Origin of the sequence: Salicibibacter cibarius, assembly GCF_016495725.1 — a bacterium.
Lineage (GTDB): Bacteria > Bacillota > Bacilli > Bacillales > Marinococcaceae > Salicibibacter > Salicibibacter cibarius.
The window spans coordinates 810,215-827,787 of the sequence record NZ_CP054705.1; the positions used below are offsets into that span (position 1 = coordinate 810,215).

A 17,573-nucleotide genomic window follows, 5' to 3' on the forward strand; every position below is an offset into this window, starting at 1 on the left:
GATATTTATGGAATGATGATTTAATTAAAAGGAAAGATCAGCGAAATAAGTACCGGATGAGGGATGACAAAATGAATATTAAACCTTTATATGATGTTGCAAGAAAAGACTACATAGATTTCTTATTAATGGCGGATGAAAGTAAACAAGTCGTGAGTGAATATATTTATGAGGGAGATATGTATTCAATTGAGGACAACGGAGATGTAGTAGGAGTTGCTTTATTTACATTCCCTTCTTCAGGGACTGTTGAATTAAAAAATGTTGCTTTGTCTCCGAATTGTAGAGGGAAGGGTATTGGTAGAGAAGCACTAAATCAGTTTTTTTCATTATATCAAGAAAAACAATATGAGTGGATGATCGTTGGCACAGCAAATTCAAGTATCGGAAACTTTGCTTTTTATCAAAAAGCTGGCTTTCGTTTTTCAACAATTAAAAGAGGCTTCTTTAATAAATATGATGAAATGATATATGAAAATGGAATCCAAGCCGTAGACATGATTATGTTTGAAATGAAACTTGCTTAACGCTTTCGTTTATTCCTTTTATAGAGGAGTTGCGCTCGTTATTGATAGTGAAAACCCAAATGTTTTTTGTGTTTTTGTATCAACTATTTACGAAAAGCCGCATTTCTCAACGGAAGAATGCGGCTTCACGCCATCAATCATTTAACATTAACAGGCGTTCACATTATATATTTGGGCTCCTGTTAACTTCTATCATTCGAATCCAGCTTAAATCAGCCTCCAAGTGCATAATTGTTCCAGAAATTAATGTATAGCGAAGATGCTCACCATCTGCCAGTAAATCGGTTTTGAGTTTGGTAAGTTCCATGATTTCTTTCATAATCGTTTTCTTTTGATTATCAAGCATCTTTTCTTCTTTTTCATACTTGATTTTACGGGCACAACTCCACTTGAAGGAGAAATCATCCTTGGCTTGATATGACACTGGGGTAAGAAACCACTTTTCTAAAGCAGCTTGACCTTTTGGTTCTAGTTGAAAATATTTTCGTTCGCTTTCATCGCTGTCTGCTGCGGAAACGAGTTCATCGCGTACTAAACGGTCCAGTGTTGTATAAATTTGACCGGCGTTAATCTTACCCTTAATACTTAATAAATTTTCCATTTCCACTTTTAAATCGTAGCCGTGGCGTTGATGCTCATGCAATAATGCTAAAATGCCATATTTTATAGACATAATCCATTAACCTTTATTTAAGGAGTTGGTGATTCTCTGCTTAACTGCCTGATTACTTGCAAACCATGATGCAATCATGCTGAGTAACAATCCGGTTGTTACTGTTATTATACTGTTTCTTACTGGTATATGAAAAGAGATGAAATCTCCAAGCGCTTCGGAATAACTTGTGACACCTAGAAAAAGGGTGCCGAGTAAGATGCCACCAATCGCACCGGTGAAACCAATGATTAATCCTTCGGTAATAATCATCGTGCGAACTTGTTTGGAGGTAAAACCAACGGCTCTCATGGTCAAGACGAGCAAAGTAATCCCTCAGACGGCGGTCGCGCGGCTCCGAGAGGGACAAGACGAGCAAAGTAATCCCTCAGACGGCGGTCGCGCTGCTCTGAGAGGGACAAGACAAGCAAAGTAATCCCTCAAACGGGGGTCGCACGGCTCCGAGAGGGACAAGACAAGCAAAGACGGCGGTCGCGCTGCTCTGAGAGGGACAAGCAAGAGTATTAGAGGGATATAAGACCACTAGCGTAGAAAAAACACGGAGACTCCTGTGGGAAAGCGAAGTGGGAAGACCCCGTAGAAAAAAGCGAATTTCTTTCTTACCTGCATAAGTGCAACTAAGATTTTTGTCATAAAATCTTGGCGAAAAGCCAAGTTTTCTAACGAGGAGGCTGAGCGCAAGTCAACGGAAAACGTCGTGTTTTTCCGTAACGGTTACCATAGCTCATACTTACACCTATTTGTCAGCTATAGGTTTTAGTGTTGACCCAAAATGAAAGCAGAATTTATAATAGGTCAGGTATCTGAAGGGAATGCTAGGATTGTTATCTGATTCAAATACGGAACTGCCCAAACTTACAGCATATGGGGGTGTTATCAATAGAACTGATGATAGGAATTTCACTAGTATTGTTGAGTGGCATGATTGCGCAATGGCTTTCATGGAGGTGGGGGATCCCTGCCATTGTTGGCATGACCATTATTGGATTAATGATTGGACCGGGGATGAACTGGATCCAGCCGGATCAATTATTTGGAAATTTGCTTGATCCAATTATTTCTCTGGCCGTTGCCGTTATTCTGTTTGAAGGAAGTCTCAGTCTGGATAGGAAGGAAATTTTTCACTTCAAAGAACCGGTTAGGCGGATGTATACGTTAGTCCCGTTAATATCCTGGGTGTTAACGGCGGTCATTGCCAACATGGTGGTCGGATTGTCCTGGGTGACTGCTTTTGTCATCGGGGGATTGTTTATCGTTACAGGTCCTACCGTTATTACCCCGTTATTAAAGCAGGCAAAATTAAAAGCAAGACCTGACAAGATACTCCGCTGGGAAGGTATTATTGTTGATCCCATGGGCGCTCTGGCAGCTTTGTTGGCCCTTCAAATTGGTCTGGCGGCGAGCGGCGTCACAGATTCTGCCGAACTTGGCTTCTTTTTTTTGGGAGCACTCGCGGCTCTTGTCTTAGGAATTGGAACTGGAGTTGGGATTAGCCATGCATTTCAACGAAACATAATTCCCGGTGATATGCAGGCGCCTATGCTGTTCGCGTTGGTTATTTTTATTTTTGCCATATCGGACTTCATTATGGATGAAAGCGGACTGTTAGCGGTGACGGCAATGGGTGTCACCTTAACGAATATGGGGCTGAATGCTGACATTTTACATAATATACGTCATTTTAAAGAGAATATATCAACGTTGTTTATCAGTGCTGTATTTGTTCTGCTGACAGCTTCCCTTACGCGTGCGGAATTAATTGAACTATGGGACATCCGGATTATCGGGTTCGTCCTTTTGATGATGTTGATTGTTCGACCATTGTCCGTTTGGATAGGGTTAGCGAAAACGGAGGTTACTCTAAGTGAAAAAACCTTGATTGGCTGGATTGCCCCACGCGGTATTGTCGCTATGACCGTTAGCGGCTATTTCCAAACAATATTGGTGGAAGCAGGATTTACGGATGCAGAGCGGTTGCTCCCGATGACGCTGGCACTTGTGTTTATTACGGTAGCGATCCATGGCTACACGCTGACGCCCTTAGCAAAAAGGTTAAAATTAACCCAGTGATAATAAAGCAAATAAAAAAATAGCAATGGGGACACTAACGTGGATTTGTCGCTGTGGATGGATCCAAGCAAGAACTGCATAAATGAAAGGTTCAGAAGAATAATTTTTAAAATGGGTTGCAATTTTGAGGTATATCAATTATACTTAATAAAACGATCGGTCAGTTTACTAATTGAATACAATCAATGGGGTAATCATTATGGCAAGACCTGTTGGTCAAGGCGAAAAAACGAAAAAGCACATTGCTGAAAAAGCCAGAGTTCTTTTTGAACAAAAGGGTTATGCTGCCACTTCCATGGAAGAAATCCGTGAATTCACGGAAATTAGCAAAGGCAGTATTTATTATCACTTTAAAAGCAAAGAAGAATTATTTTTGTACACGGTTGAAACAGTCTCTGAGTCTTGGAGGCAAGAATGGGAAGCTCAGGCCAAACAAGTGACAACGGCTACCGAGAAATTATACATGCTTGCCCAATATTATGCTTCAGATATGCAACATCCACTTTCTAAAATTGTTCCAGAATATATGGGCACGGAGAACATTGAAGACATGGTAAAAGAAAAGATTATCCATCTTTTTCAGCCTGAATATGACATATTTTATCATATTATCGAGGAAGGCATACGTAATAAAGAGTTTGTAAGTAATAAAACGATTGATGATTTAGCGTATATTCTTTATAGTACACTTACTGGGATGAGTGTTACACAATTCCTCGGTTACGATGAGGATAAGTTTTATCTTCTTTATGACAATGCGATTGACGTTTTTTTGAATGGAATAGCCCCTTAAGTGGGGCTTTAAAAAAACATATTAATAAACCGATCAGTCAGTTTATTAATATGATGATAAACAAAAAAAGGAGAAAGAAGTATGTCGCCAGTTCTTTTGTATATCATTGTGTTGCTTGTTGCGGCTATCCCTTTTCTTGAGTCTACTTTGATTATTCCAATAGGAATATTAGCAGGCCTTAATGCATGGAGCGTAACAATTCTTAGTCTTATCGCGAATATCATTACTTTTTTGTTGGCAGTAATTCTGGCTGAACGACTCAAAATATGGTTGGGAAAACGGCGCAGAACCAAACAGAAAAGAAAAGAAGATAAGCATGAAAAAGCCTCTAAACTTTGGAATAAATATGGATTGCCCGGTTTGGCCATTATTCACCCAGTAACAGTTGGAAGCAGCCATGCTACAGCCTTAATAGCGCTTTCGTTAGGTGCTTCAAAAAAATCAACAACATTGTGGGTAGGCGGAAGCATCATCGTTTGGGCGATTGCTTTTGCAGTACTTTCATTCTTGGGTGCCGATTTTATATACGCCCAAATAGATGCAGATGGATTTCTTAACCAGTGGTTCAATTTAAATTAAAATATTAATAAACCGTACGGTCAGTTAAATACTAAGGAGGAAGTTTAAATGAAAAGCTATGAAATTAAAGTAAGGCCAATGAGAAGGTTTAAAAGAGATGTATCTCGTGAGGCAGCAGCTGTTTTCGTTGATGGTTATGAGAAAGACTTAGCCTTTCTCTCAAAAAATCGAGAAAAGTTAATTGAAGCGTTTCAGAAAATGATCTGCCCAGATGTTTTTTACTTTGCTACTTTAGATGATGAAATTGTTGGAATTCTGGCTTGTTCCAATAACCAGAGTCGAGCATTAACTATTGATAAAACAATTTTGAGACATTCATTTGGTTACGTGAAAGGGAGTATAGCTTATCATTTTATGAAAGGTGAGTTTAATAAAAAATTGTCTTACCAAGATGACACAGGTTATATTGAATGTGTTGCCACCGCAGTTAAAGCGAGAGGTAAAGGTATTTCAACTGCTCTGATGCGTTACGTATTAGAGAATGAGGATTATCATCATTATATTCTGGAAGTTGTGGATACAAATGAGGTTGCTTATCGGTTATATAAAAAATTGGGTTTTAAAGCGTTCAAGCGTAAAAAGGAACGTTTTTCAAAGATGAAAGGCTTCAAGTATAGAATTTATATGGAGCTGTTTGTAGCCTAAGAAGTAGGGGTTAAAATAAACCGTTTATCAAAAAAAGTTGCTCCGCTTGATCCCTTTGGATATGATGACTCCAAATACTATACCGCAATCAGTCCAGATTGCGGTGTAATTCTTCTTGATGCCATCAAATCGTTTAGCGCGACTGATGGCATAGCTCTTATAAATAAAGATCTCTTATGATTCGGGATTTTTCCCGATCAAGATAATGATCGATTTGCTGATTTCGATATGCTTTATTGATGTCATATTGTGAAATGATGCGACACTTCACAATAATGGTGAACCAAAACAAATGAATGCGCATAACCGCCCGGATCCCTTTCTTTGCACCGATACTCGATTAATGATCAAACTTTATGTCAAAGCTCCCCCTTGATTATTTTTAATATTTATCGAATGGCTCCGAGATGATATGCTGAATGAACCAAAGATGATAACACTTCATTGACAAGTTGTTCATTCCATTCAATTGCGTCAATCGATTCCAAAAATGTTGAGTATTCATTTCTTAATCCTTCCTGCATTTGGTTCCATTGCTGTTCATTTATAGAATGAATATCCCAACTTTTTCCCCAATCCATTTCCGGTTGTTTCCCTTTTTTTAAGATTTCATTGGTTCCCCACATGTGATAGCAGACGTGATCAGTATGTGCAGCCAATGTTGTTCCATAAACGGACATTGTGGCTTGGTCGCAAGACAGTCCTTCTATGACACCGAAAATTCCGGAATTCGGTTCAGGATCTGTGAACCAACTTCCTTTTACTGGGACTGGAGGTCCTTCGAATGTTTCCTTAACCATCGTTTTAACCGAGTTTCTTAATGCTTCACTCATTTTTATCCCTCCAATAAATGTTTGTTAGGCATACACCCAACTGCCAACCGGATTCAGGTTACTTTGAAAAACTCTCTTCAATAATTTAGGTGATTTCATATCTCATGATGGGCCGTTTCGGATGGCGGCGATGAACTTCAATAAAATTAAATGTTTGATATAAATCGGTTGAACCCATGTAAATGGCTGCATCAGAAGTTCTGCCAGCAAAGTCTTTAGGAAAAGCTTCCAATGTTTTGGCTCCCTGTGTCTTTACTAACTCAATGGCATCCCCCAGCAATTGTCTGCAATCCCTTTATTTCGGAAATCTTTGTGTACGTAAAAACAAAGAATGGACCACACCGGTTTATGATCGATCGGTTTAAAAACATGAGAATGATTGATTCTTTCACTGAATTCCTTACGTGGTGCAATTGAACACCAACCAACTGGCTGATCCTCTGCATATGCCAATAATCCGGGTTCCCGTCCTTCTTTAACAATGTCCTTAAAATCAGCGCGATTTACGGCGTTGCTTCTTTTTTTAAAATCTTTATTTCTTACTCGCAAGTACATGCACCAACACCCTTCACAGGCTCCATGTTTACCAAACAATCGCTCCACACCATGCCATCGCTCCGGTGTTAGTGGATGGATGTCAACTTTCATTTTCAGACGCCCCTTTTAATCAAAAAATCATGATTGAATTGCCTTAAGGGGACACATCCTTTCCGGAACCGATTTCAAAGATACCTTTGAAATCAGGACATTTTCCCAGCATGTATATAACCTCCTATAATTTTTTTGATGGTTATATTGTAAAGTGGTTGATTCTAACTGTCAATAACTTTTATAATGGTTATAAGAAAAAAGTCAACGTTATATTGTCTGGACTGTTAAAATACGTACGGTAAGACAAGGAGAAGTTACATGTCTGATATAAATAAAGATGTACACAAGCATGATTTACTTGGCGGACGTTTGTGTTTGGATTTTGCTAATACAGTCAGTTGGCATGATAGCCGTGAGAAATCACAGGAGTTGCTGACGAGTTACGAAAGATTAGTTAACTGGAGTTTGCATGCCAATATTCTTGAAAAAAACCAATCGCTTTCACTACTAAAAAAAGCAGAAAATCGACCTTCGGAGGCAAAAGCAGTTCTGCAACAAGCGATTGAGCTGCGAGAATCGATCTTCCATATTTTTAGTCGAGTATTAAGCAATGAAACACCAGACTCTAAAGATCTTTCTATTTTGAATGAAGCTTTAGGCAATGCTTACACGATGATGTGCGTAGTGCCGGTGAAAAAATTTTTCATTGGAGTTTTTGAATGGTGAAGAAACATTAGACGGAATGCTTCCCCCGATTGTTCAATCCGCTATAGATATTCTTATTTCTGAAAAAGAACTAAGCAGAGTGAAAAAGTGTGAAGGTGATCCGTGTGGTTGGTTGTTTCTGGATACAAGCCGCAATCGCAGCAGACGTTGGTGTTCGATGGCAGACTGTGGGAATCGTGCAAAAGCAAATCGATTTTATCATAATAAAAACAGCTCCTAACACGGAGCTATCTTGCTTATAATGGACACAATGCCAATATCCTTTTCAAACATGAGCGCCGTAAAAAAATACTTGTGGACCTACGAATAATCCAGGCCGTTTAATTGATAATCGTTATCAATTATTGTATATTAGATAGTAACGATACAAACAATTGGGTAAGGAGAATATAAAATGCAAATATACTGGACTAAAATAAATGAGATTATTGAAGAAACGCCTGAGATTAAAACATACATGCTTGACTGTCCGGAAGGCTTTACATGGGAAGAAGGTTCCCACACACACTTCGCATTGGAAGGTTTTAATGCTGGAGATAAACCAAACCGCAGCCTGATTCGCCACATGTCAATCTCCACTTTGCCGCATGAAAGTTCAATCGGTATCACAACACGCATCAGGGAGCAGTGCTCTGAGTTTAAATCGATTTTAAGAAATCTTGAAGTCGGCCAAGAAGTTGCCATATTTAAAACGCATTCGAATGTACCGCTTAAAAGAGAAGACAAAAATGTTTATCTGCTCTCATCAGGTGTCGGACTGGCAACTTTCAGACCGCTTGTACTTGATTATTTCGAACGTGTGGACAACGTTAATCAAATTCATTCCCTGAACATCGATTCATCAAAAGATTTCTTGTTCACTAATATTTTTGAATCCGCCCCTGACAGGGCGTTCACATCACAGTTCGTCGATAACCGTAAAGATTACTATGAAGAAGTGAAAAAACTTGCTGCAGACAAGGAAGGACTTTTCTATGTTGTCGGCAGTGACGAATTCCTCGTCCAGAACATTGAAGTGCTGCATGAGCAGGGCATTGATCCTGAACAGATTATGCTCGACAAGCATGAACAGGAACTGCCCGAGTTTCTAAATACGAAATAGATGTTCCATTGACGGGCAGAAAGTGATCAAACATTATTATAAAATTGTAACGTGCCATGAGCTATGCTAAAGGTAACTTTTGGCACGTTTTTCTATGCCATTTTCGGAAGTGTAAAATGTCTTTTCCCCGATCGTATTTTTTATTACCGTTCGGTTTATGCATATTTGCTATTCCGGACGTATGCTTATTCATGATAAAGTTCATCCATTCAGTTCAAAATCCCCTCCTTTTACACATTATTCCCCTCCATTCGTGTTGATTTCAATGATATTCATGATGATTTTCTTTATAATAAGGGTGATGTCAAAAAAAGGGAGATGCATTCATGACGTTAACTTTTAATCAGTTCAATAAGATTTCAGGAAACAAAACGTTATTGCCAACCATTGAATTGACCATTGAAGATAAAGAGATTATAGCCATCCAATCTGAAACAGAATATATGAGAACATTTTTCGAACTTTTGGAAGATCAAAGCATGTACACGTCCAAAAGGGTACATATGGACAAACAGGCACTTACAGGACCTGATCAAGTGTTTATTTATCGTCATGAGATGGGATTGTATAAACGACTGAATCCCGAACAGATGCTTAATTTTTGGTCTAAATTGCATCAATCGAAAATCGATTCGGACAGATTATTGGACATCAGTGAATTAAGCTACGCTCGATCAACTGTTAATAAACGATTGACGTTTTCTGAAATGAGGCGATTACATTTTGCCCGAAGTTTAATTCAAAAAACGTCCGTTCATGTGTTTGAGGATCCAACCGACAAAATCGATCTTCAATCCAAGCAAGTGTTTAATCTTATTTTGGAGGAAATTATTGAAAGCGGCGGGATCGTGATTATTCTAACATCTTCGCTGGAAGAAGGCATTCGAATGGGAACAAGCGTATATCGAATCACTGACCGGGGTATTCAAGAGGTAGAGACAGACGATGAAGACGCGGGAAATGATGAACCGAAAGATGAAAATACAAAAGAAACGACCCATCAAATAAAGTTTGAGAAAATATCAGCGAAATATGAAGACAAGTACATTCTTTTTGATCCTTTGGAAATTGATTATGTGGAAACTCGGGAACGGCATACAATCTTGCACGTTAACGAAGAGGAGTTTATTTCCACTATGTCCTTGAAAGAACTTGAGGATAAACTTTTGCCTTATGGTTTTTATCGTTGTCACCGCTCTTATCTGATTAACTTGCAAAGAGTCAGAGAAGTGATTGTGTGGAGTAAGAATAGTTATAGCTTGATTTTGGATAATCATTCAAAGAAAACCGTTCCATTGTCAAAGAGTAAATATGCGGGGCTCAGAGATTTATTAAATTGGTAAATGAAAGAGGAGAGGCGGCTTACATGGATCGAAGCCAATCACTACGTACAATTATATATAAAGACATGTTGGATTTACGGTGGAATGGTCAAGTGATTGTATTATTGTTCTGTCAAGTTTTGATACACTTCGGCCTTTATAATTTAGATGTGCAAAACGTGCTCCCCTCTTTTTTTGCCGGTTTTATTGCAACGTTACTTACGATGTATGTACAGGGCAATTTGATTGTCGAAGAATCTGAACAGGGAACATTAAAATTGCTCTATCAAATGAAGGTTCATCCCATTGACATTTTTATTGCTAAATCCGTCTTAACGTTTACGTTATCAACCATTGTGTTTGTCGTTAGTGCTATTGTATATGGCTACACGCCGATCAGCATATTTGCAGGCCTTCTTTTTATTTCTCCATTACTTCTGATGTTCCTGTGTCTGGGTACAATCCTTGGCACCATGTCCAAAAATACCATAGACGTAAGTTTGTATGGATGGCCGGTGATTTTAATATACTTTTTGCTTGAAGGAATCGTGAGTTATAACACCGACAGTAACCCAGGAATTTTATTGGCATTGCCCAATTATCATATGTTTCATGGGTTGCAATTGATTGAACAGCAGGAGGTTGCATCCGCATTTGCACAACATATGTATGTACCCATCGGTTGGGCGTTATTAATCGTTATGCTTACCGTTAGAATGATCCGGAGATTATTCAAACATTAAACGTACCCATTTACCATGAATCCACCTCCTTTCGTGCATGATTGAAGGCATTGTTCCTTACTCCTCGGTAAAGTAGAGGAGAATCATCAAAACGATAGGAGGTTTATTAATGTCAGCGATTTTGGAAGTAGAAGCGTTGAACAAACAATACTCAGGCTCTTCATTTGCTTTAAAGGATGTTTCCTTTGCCATTCCTTATGGTTCCATTGTCGGGTTCATCGGGGAAAATGGGGCAGGGAAATCAACGACGATGGGGTCCATTTTAGGAACCCTTCAAAAGGACAGTGGTTCGATTCAAATTTTTGATGAAGAAATGGACCCGGATAAGACAAACATTAAAGAAAGTATCGGTGTTGTCTTCGATGATATACACCTGCCCGGAGGTATAACCGTCGATAAGTTGGGCCAAGTGTTTAACAACATTTATCAACAATGGAATCAAAAGACGTTTGATTATTACATTGACTTTTTTTCCTTGCCGAAAAAAAAGAAAATAAGTGGTTTCTCTCGTGGGATGTCAATGAAACTTTCAGTTGCTGTTGCCCTATCCCATGACGCGAAATTGTTAATTTTGGATGAAGCGACCGCGGGTTTGGATCCAACGGGAAGAGATGAATTGTTGGACGTCTTAAAGACGTTTGTTATAGGCGAAGAGCGCAGCATTTTATTATCGTCGCATATTACGAGTGACATTGAAAAAATAGCGGATAGCCTGATTTTTATTAAAAATGGAGAGCTTCTGTTAAAGGTCGAAAAGGAAACATTGTTGAACCAATACGCCATTTTGCAATGCAAGCAATACGAATTTGAGCATATCGAGAAAAATTTGATCATCACGTACAAAAGAAGCGGAGATGAGATGGAAGTCCTCGTATCCGATCGTGAACAAGTACCCGCCTCGATCAAGACAAAAGCCTTTTCCATCGATGATATTACGCTCTTGTTAATGCGAGGTGAAGAAGTTTGAAAGGTCTACTCTTAAATCAATACTATTCGGTTTCCACAAGCTTTCGAAATTACGTGTTGTTAGGTGTCGCCATTGCGGCGATTCTTATCTTTTCTCAAAATGAATTTATGCAGAGCTTCGCGGAGGTATTGATCACTATATTTATCGTTACGCCTGCCCTTGAAGTTTTAAAGCATGAGTCAAAGTCCGGATGGAATAAATTTGTGCTTACGTTACCGATAAAAAGGGCCCATGTTGTACAAAGCCACTTTCTCTTTTTTTTCATGGCAATGCTCAGTGGCTTATTGGTTACAACCACTATGTTTGTTTTAGCTGACCTCGTGTTGGGAGACGTCTTTACCCCTCTAACGATGTTATCGATCCTGAACGGCGGTGGTATTGCCCTTCTTTTGGGGATCGTGGCGTACCCGCTGACATACCGTTGGGGAGCAGAAAAAGCGGATACAGTGCTCATGTTGGGCGTCTTTGTGGCCGTTGGGCTGTTTTTGCTAAGCAATTGGTTGTATATAGAGTTTATAGAAGAAGCTTTTCAAGGGATCAATCATACGTTGGTGTTTACAGCCGGTTTTTTTGTGATCACCCTCGTGCTTTATATTGTTTCTTATGGGATCGCACTCCAAGTGTATAAAAGGAAAGAATTTTAATTGATGTATGAAGGGGATCAAAATGAGATATTTTTTCGCGATAATGATGATTGTTTTATCGATCATTCCGGCTCTTTTTATTTATAATGGCATGCAAGAAAACTTCGACACTTGGCCTGAGCTCAATTTACCTGATTTCTTTGCGTATGCAAGTTTCATTTGTATCGGGTTAATCATCTTGATTGCAATGTTCATGAAAAAACGTGAGTAATTTTTAGGAAAATGGAAGCTTTTATACAATGGAAGCAAGGATGTAAACGAAAATAAATTTTTGATACCTGTTTTGATCGATTTTTGTTGGCATAAGGTGGATACCTGAAGAAGGCTGACCTCATTAATGTCAGCCTTCTTGCTTGTTTTTCGCTAATTTATCTCGGTCTTTAGTTCCTGGCGGTTGTTCGAGCCATTGATGTTTAATCATGATATCAGCGCCACTCTTGGCAAACTTGGCATTTTCTAACGATAGTCGTTCATAATCCGTTACGAGATCGCTTCTTTGACTTGCCGCTGCAGCTGTCGCGTAATTTCCTACACCTGAAGAAATGAGCAGCGACATCAGGAACATCATTAATTTGTCGGAAAACGTTGGAGTGGTTGAATCACTGACACCTACATCCGGTAGATGTGAAGCTTCGATTTCATCCTCTAACAGTTTATCGGTAAAAATTTTCATGTGTTTTTTTGAGATGTCTTTGCCCCTTAGCATAAAATCTTGAACTTCTTTGTGCGTGGAGCTTTGAGCAAAGGCAATGCACAATTTCATCCCTATAGAATTCGTGAGAACATTCATGTACAAGTGGGAAATTTCAATGGCGTTTAAAGGGCGCTCATCGTTAAAAGGGTTTAAACCACTCAAGTATCCTTTGCTATCGACGTAATCAATGCTTTTGGGAACCTCAATATAAGGGTGTTTGCCGGCTATTCCTTTTGCAAGCTCAATGTCGCTTGCTTGATTATAAAGGTTATTTGTTTCCGATAAAGCTTGTGAAAAATAGGTTCGTATGTCTTCCCGATCACTTACCGAAACAAAGCCACTGTAAGAGAGCATTCCTACTTTTCCCATATGTCTCATACAGGATATGCAAAACGTATCTGTAAACAACCATGGCGCGTCCATATCGACGTCTTGTTCACCAAAACCATTCGGGACTGCAAATGATTCATTTTCAAAAATGGAGCGCAACTGCGTTAAATGCTCGGATGCAATATCATAGGCGTACTGAATAACGGGCTTAATGTCTGAGTCTGAGATGTGTTTGAGCATAAAGCGTAAGATACATGCGGCCATACTATCATTCATATAGGCTGTCCACAGGGAAGCAATTTCTGCAGATGTTAAATGAGCATTATTTTTCATTGGCGCACCTCCTCGTAGTATAAGTGTCACTCATATCAATTAAATTATGTCTGCCATGTATTTACTTTATCTTGTAAATGGGATTGAATTTGAAAAAAAGGCTAAAATAAATATATACGGAAAAGCATTTGCGCAATTATTAAAAGGAAGGATTTTTATGGAATTCAAACATGTAACGGTTGCCGGAAGGACGTTAGGTAGTCAAATTGCTGGTATCGAATCCGCTGAGGGATTCTACAAATATCTAAATCCATCTTACGAAAATGAAGACTTTTTGGAATAGGCATGTAAAGAGTAGGCTCATTAAAAAATTGTGACAAAAAGAAAACAGGCGCTTACCTTATATAAGGACCAGCGCTTGTTTCTTTTTTTAAATGTCAATGAAGCGTATAGTCCATCGACATCCAAGTAAAACTAAGGATGATAAATGATCATAGGGTCATAGGAGGAAATTATGGAGACAGCATGGCAATCGATCGTAATGGTCATTTCAGGGATATTGCTACTCCGAATCGCGGGACGCAAATCAATTTCTCAAATGACAATGGCACAAACGGTGGTGATGATCTCCATCGGTTCAATCATTATCGAGCCCATTGTAGAAACGAGTGTTTGGGAGGCGATGATAGGAGCCGGCATTTTCGTCATAGCACTAATTATTATGGAATATGTTCAGATCAAATTTAATTTTCTTGAAAAAATAATTACTGGAAAATCAAAGGTTGTTATTGAAAATGGGGCTCCACATACCGAAAACTTAAAGAAACTTCGTTACACCGTTGACCAACTTGAGATTCAGTTGCGACAACAAGGCATTACATCTTTATCGGATGTGAAAACGGCCACTTTAGAACCGAATGGACAATTAGGTTATGAACTTGTTCCGGATGCAAGACCTTTGACAATAAAAGATTTCAAGCAGCTCTTGCAAATCGAGCAGAATACGGATCCAAATCAACAGGAGGCTCACAATATTTTTGATGAATTATCGGAAAAAGATAAGAAAAATCCGGGTTCTGTAACATTAAAATAGGGAAACAATTTCGTTGGTACAGACGAGTGTAAAATTAAGAATATAGCCGGAATAACTTTTTAGAATATCGACACTTTTCGACCGTAATAGATATATAATCTATTACGGGAGGAGAGGAAATGAATGACGAAACAAGAGAAGAGGTATTCTGGATGATTCAGGATTTACACAAGAAAGGATGGAGTATCACGGCGATTGCGGAAGAAATGCAAGTCAGTTGGCCTACAGCGAAGAAATACACTGAAGAAATACCTAAAAAACAAACGCGGCCAACAAGAAAAAGCAAGCTCGATCCGCATAAGGACTACTTGGAACAAAGGATTAAAGAAGGCACAACAAACTGCGAGGTTCTTTTTGATGAACTAAGAGAGAGGGGATATACCGGGAAAAAGACGATTCTTAAAGATTATATAAAACCATTTCGGAAGGAGCCAGGCAAACAGGGGATTCCCAGATATGAAACGGAACCAGGAGAACAGGCCCAAGTAGATTGGATGGATTGTGGTATCCGGGAAATGGACGGGGTTCGAAAACGTACATATGGTTTTGTCATAACCATGAGTTATTCCCGAAAACGATACCTTTGTTTTACAACGGATATGAAAATGGATACTTTCTTACGATGCATGATGCAAGCCTTTGACTATTACGGTGGTATCCCGCAGAAAATCCTGTTCGACAACATGAAAACTGTCGTTCAACAGCGTCTTAAAAAGGAAATTATCCTCACGTCGGAATTTAATGATTTCGCCTTCTACTATGGGTTCAGAGTGGATCTATGTCAGCCTGGAAAGCCTCGGACTAAAGGGAAAGTTGAAAATTCGGTAAAATATGTCCGGAACAATTTCCTGCAGCGAAGACATGAACCTTCTCTGGAAATTTGGAACTACGATGCCCTGCAATGGCTAAGTACGGTGGCGAATGCAAATCCTAATCAGACGACTGGAGTAGCACCTGATGAGCGTTTTCAAGAGGAGAGGGGCAAGCTACAACCCATTACAGGAATAAAACCTTATATCGTCACAAAATGGGAAAAACGCATCGTGCACGACGGTTATATATCCGTTAAATCCAAAAGGTACTCGGTTCCCAGCCGGCCTTTATTGAAGGAAGTTCGCATCCGATGGATGGACAGGGAAACCTTTGAAATTTGGGATAATGAACAAAAAATAACGACGTATACCGTCGACACCAATCCGCAAAAAACAGTTGTTTACCGGTCTGAACATCTACCAAAAATAAAAGGAACTCCTGACGAGGGGGATATGGGTTTGGCGACCGCCCCACACGTTCAGAAAGCTCCCAATGTGGAAGTTCGATCCCTCGATTATTACGAGAATTTAAAAGAGGAGGAATCTACTTTATGCAAGCCATAGATGACCTGCATGAACGTTGTCTACAGCTTGGATGGAAGTCAGTGGCCCAAGACCTTGACGCCATCTTGGAACAAGCTTCTAGTGAAAGTATAACATATGCCGAATTTTTAAGCACAATCCTTAACCATGAAGAAGCTTTCAAACAAGAAGCATCTTGGAATCGAAGAATCCAAAAAGCCAAGTTTCCATTTGTGAAATCCTTGACGGAATTTGATTTTACGATTCAAACCAGTGTAAGCGAAAAACGTATTCGCGACCTTGTCATGCGTTCCTTTTACCGGGATGGGCACAATCTTTTACTCTTGGGCCCTCCCGGGGTGGGAAAAACCCATCTGGCCATTGCGATTGCCCTAGAAGCCATTGATCAGGGGGAGACAGCTTTATTTATACGCTCTGATGACTTTATAGAGGCCGCAAAGGAAGCTACGGATCGCTATCAAATGAAAAAGTTTCTGCGGCAATATGCTAAGCCCACCGTTCTGGTTATGGATGAACTTGGGTACGCCCCATTTGACGCCGCGACTGCACAAATTCTGTTTCAGGTGGTTTCAAAACGCTATGAGGAAGGCTCAATCATAATCACGTCCAATAAGTCGTATAGCGAATGGGGAGATATGCTTGGCAGCTCTGTATTGGCAACAGCCATTTTGGATAGGCTCTTGCACCATAGTTCCGTGTTCAATATTCGGGGTGATTCCTATCGCCTTAAAGAGAAAATTCAAGCAGGCGTTGTACCAACACAAACGGAAACGGAGGGGCTATGATGACCAAGTACAGTATGCATTATGATCAGCATCAAGATCAGTGGTCTGTTGAGTTACAGGGAAGGAAATATTCGCTCCATTGCGGAGAAAGCTTTGAACTATACATTGGTCGAAAATCGATTCCTTGCCGGCTAGAATTAGCCAACAAATGGTATGTCATTATGGGGGATGTCAATCTAGACTTACGTGAGAGTGATCAGTACATGATTAAGTTGTAGAGAGGGCACCCACAACCACCCCGCCAACTAGCGAGAAATTTTGGTAAAGGAGGTGGGCTAGCCCACCTCCTTTACCAAAATTCTGGCTATACTCTAAAAAAGTAAACCGGCTATTTTATAAAATTTTAAATTGGCCTTGACATCGTTAACTGAGAAAGAAAATATTGAGCCAGAGATCAAGGGATTTGTAATTGTAAAAAGGGATTTTCAGATAAAGAGATCACTGAGTTGACGGGCATCACTGAAAAAGAGTTGGTTGTATTAAAGGATCGGATATAAATTAGATTAATTCGCTGGCGGTAACATGCCAGCTCTTTTTTGATTTCTTTTGGCTACATAGGGGCAGTCAAAGCAAACCCATCCCATTTGAGGGATAAGGTCAGGTTTGGCGTACCTCTAACTGCAGTTTTCTTCTCATGCACAAAAAACCACCCAAACGATGAACTACCACGGCAACTGAGGACACAACATGCTGTTTTTAACCCCGATCAGTCCTCAGGTGCGATAGATGAGGACTCAAAAGATGAATTTTTGGCCTTAGCAGTCCTCAGCTCTGGCATCTGAGGACTCACTATGCAATTTTGGACCCCGATCCAGTCCTCAGGTATGA

General features: G+C 39.7%; 23 protein-coding genes. 17 read left to right on the top strand and 6 right to left on the bottom strand.

Annotated elements, in window-relative coordinates:
• Positions 1-71: 71 nt before the first annotated feature.
• Positions 72-527, top strand: coding sequence for a GNAT family N-acetyltransferase (locus HUG15_RS04160; RefSeq protein ID WP_200127277.1), 456 nt, complete (start codon positions 72-74; stop codon positions 525-527).
• A gap of 163 nt (positions 528-690) precedes the next feature.
• Here the strand turns inward: HUG15_RS04160 and HUG15_RS04165 are convergent, their stop codons facing one another.
• Together HUG15_RS04165 and HUG15_RS04170 are read right to left on the bottom strand one after the other, a co-directional pair.
• Complete coding sequence (locus tag HUG15_RS04165; protein WP_200127279.1) at positions 691-1,200, bottom strand: PadR family transcriptional regulator; 510 nt, start codon at positions 1,198-1,200, stop codon at positions 691-693.
• Between the two features lie 6 nt (positions 1,201-1,206).
• On the bottom strand, positions 1,207-1,506 hold the full coding sequence (locus HUG15_RS04170; protein ID WP_211202342.1) for an FtsX-like permease family protein: 300 nt from the start codon (positions 1,504-1,506) through the stop codon (positions 1,207-1,209).
• A 582-nt stretch (positions 1,507-2,088) separates the two neighbouring features.
• Between HUG15_RS04170 and HUG15_RS04175 the strand changes: the two genes are divergently transcribed.
• From HUG15_RS04175 to HUG15_RS04190, 4 genes are all read left to right on the top strand, one after another.
• Entirely contained in the window at positions 2,089-3,270 is a 1,182-nt protein-coding gene (locus HUG15_RS04175) for a cation:proton antiporter (protein ID WP_246516482.1), read from the top strand.
• Positions 3,271-3,469: 199 nt separating this feature from the next.
• Entirely contained in the window at positions 3,470-4,063 is a 594-nt protein-coding gene (locus HUG15_RS04180; RefSeq protein WP_211202343.1) for a TetR/AcrR family transcriptional regulator, read from the top strand.
• Between the two features lie 81 nt (positions 4,064-4,144).
• Complete coding sequence (locus HUG15_RS04185) at positions 4,145-4,642, top strand: small multi-drug export protein (protein WP_200127285.1); 498 nt, start codon at positions 4,145-4,147, stop codon at positions 4,640-4,642.
• A gap of 48 nt (positions 4,643-4,690) precedes the next feature.
• A complete protein-coding gene (locus tag HUG15_RS04190; protein ID WP_200127287.1) occupies positions 4,691-5,287 on the top strand; it encodes a GNAT family N-acetyltransferase in 597 nt (198 codons plus the stop codon).
• Positions 5,288-5,676: 389 nt separating this feature from the next.
• Here the strand turns inward: HUG15_RS04190 and HUG15_RS04195 are convergent, their stop codons facing one another.
• The 3 genes from HUG15_RS04195 to HUG15_RS04200 all read right to left on the bottom strand — a co-directional run bounded on the left by HUG15_RS04195 (position 5,677) and on the right by HUG15_RS04200 (position 6,768).
• Positions 5,677-6,120 (bottom strand): hypothetical protein, encoded by a 444-nt coding sequence (locus tag HUG15_RS04195; protein ID WP_200127289.1) that lies wholly within the window; start codon positions 6,118-6,120, stop codon positions 5,677-5,679.
• 85 nt (positions 6,121-6,205) lie between these two features.
• Positions 6,206-6,352, bottom strand: coding sequence for a hypothetical protein (locus HUG15_RS22825; RefSeq protein ID WP_246516483.1), 147 nt, complete (start codon positions 6,350-6,352; stop codon positions 6,206-6,208).
• A gap of 23 nt (positions 6,353-6,375) precedes the next feature.
• The gene (locus HUG15_RS04200) at positions 6,376-6,768 is read right to left on the bottom strand and encodes a GNAT family N-acetyltransferase (RefSeq protein WP_246516484.1); all 393 of its coding nucleotides are present in this window, start codon (positions 6,766-6,768) and stop codon (positions 6,376-6,378) included.
• A 261-nt stretch (positions 6,769-7,029) separates the two neighbouring features.
• Here HUG15_RS04200 and HUG15_RS22830 point away from each other — a divergent pair, with 261 nt between their 5' ends.
• The 8 genes from HUG15_RS22830 (at position 7,030) to HUG15_RS04235 (ending at position 12,426) form a co-directional block, all read left to right on the top strand.
• Entirely contained in the window at positions 7,030-7,437 is a 408-nt protein-coding gene (locus tag HUG15_RS22830; RefSeq protein ID WP_246516485.1) for an ABATE domain-containing protein, read from the top strand.
• A 16-nt stretch (positions 7,438-7,453) separates the two neighbouring features.
• On the top strand, positions 7,454-7,657 hold the full coding sequence (locus tag HUG15_RS22835) for a CGNR zinc finger domain-containing protein (protein ID WP_246516616.1): 204 nt from the start codon (positions 7,454-7,456) through the stop codon (positions 7,655-7,657).
• 174 nt (positions 7,658-7,831) lie between these two features.
• Entirely contained in the window at positions 7,832-8,539 is a 708-nt protein-coding gene (locus HUG15_RS04210; protein WP_200127290.1) for a dihydropteridine reductase, read from the top strand.
• A 326-nt stretch (positions 8,540-8,865) separates the two neighbouring features.
• Entirely contained in the window at positions 8,866-9,882 is a 1,017-nt protein-coding gene (locus HUG15_RS04215) for a response regulator transcription factor (protein ID WP_200127291.1), read from the top strand.
• A gap of 23 nt (positions 9,883-9,905) precedes the next feature.
• Positions 9,906-10,604, top strand: a complete 699-nt coding sequence (locus HUG15_RS04220) for an ABC transporter permease (protein WP_200127292.1) — start codon at positions 9,906-9,908, stop codon at positions 10,602-10,604.
• Positions 10,605-10,713: 109 nt separating this feature from the next.
• A complete protein-coding gene (locus HUG15_RS04225) occupies positions 10,714-11,571 on the top strand; it encodes an ABC transporter ATP-binding protein (RefSeq protein WP_200127293.1) in 858 nt (285 codons plus the stop codon).
• Positions 11,568-12,215 carry an ABC-2 transporter permease gene (locus HUG15_RS04230; protein ID WP_200127294.1) on the top strand — a complete coding sequence of 216 codons (648 nt, stop codon included), beginning with the start codon at positions 11,568-11,570 and terminating at the stop codon, positions 12,213-12,215. The genes HUG15_RS04225 and HUG15_RS04230 overlap by 4 nt, the downstream gene beginning before the upstream one ends.
• A 22-nt stretch (positions 12,216-12,237) precedes the next feature.
• On the top strand, positions 12,238-12,426 hold the full coding sequence (locus HUG15_RS04235; protein WP_211202344.1) for a hypothetical protein: 189 nt from the start codon (positions 12,238-12,240) through the stop codon (positions 12,424-12,426).
• A 129-nt stretch (positions 12,427-12,555) separates the two neighbouring features.
• Here the strand turns inward: HUG15_RS04235 and HUG15_RS04240 are convergent, their stop codons facing one another.
• Positions 12,556-13,572 (bottom strand): DUF3231 family protein, encoded by a 1,017-nt coding sequence (locus HUG15_RS04240; RefSeq protein ID WP_200127296.1) that lies wholly within the window; start codon positions 13,570-13,572, stop codon positions 12,556-12,558.
• Between the two features lie 454 nt (positions 13,573-14,026).
• Between HUG15_RS04240 and HUG15_RS04250 the strand changes: the two genes are divergently transcribed.
• The 4 genes from HUG15_RS04250 (at position 14,027) to HUG15_RS04265 (ending at position 16,963) form a co-directional block, all read left to right on the top strand.
• Positions 14,027-14,605 (top strand): DUF421 domain-containing protein, encoded by a 579-nt coding sequence (locus tag HUG15_RS04250; protein ID WP_200127300.1) that lies wholly within the window; start codon positions 14,027-14,029, stop codon positions 14,603-14,605.
• 119 nt (positions 14,606-14,724) lie between these two features.
• Complete coding sequence (gene istA, locus HUG15_RS04255) at positions 14,725-15,981, top strand: IS21 family transposase (protein ID WP_200127302.1); 1,257 nt, start codon at positions 14,725-14,727, stop codon at positions 15,979-15,981.
• Positions 15,969-16,745, top strand: a complete 777-nt coding sequence (istB, locus tag HUG15_RS04260) for an IS21-like element helper ATPase IstB (RefSeq protein ID WP_200127305.1) — start codon at positions 15,969-15,971, stop codon at positions 16,743-16,745. Before istA ends, istB begins: the two co-directional genes overlap by 13 nt.
• The gene (locus HUG15_RS04265) at positions 16,745-16,963 is read left to right on the top strand and encodes a DUF5348 domain-containing protein (protein WP_246516486.1); all 219 of its coding nucleotides are present in this window, start codon (positions 16,745-16,747) and stop codon (positions 16,961-16,963) included. The genes istB and HUG15_RS04265 overlap by 1 nt, the downstream gene beginning before the upstream one ends.
• Positions 16,964-17,573 lie beyond the last annotated feature (610 nt).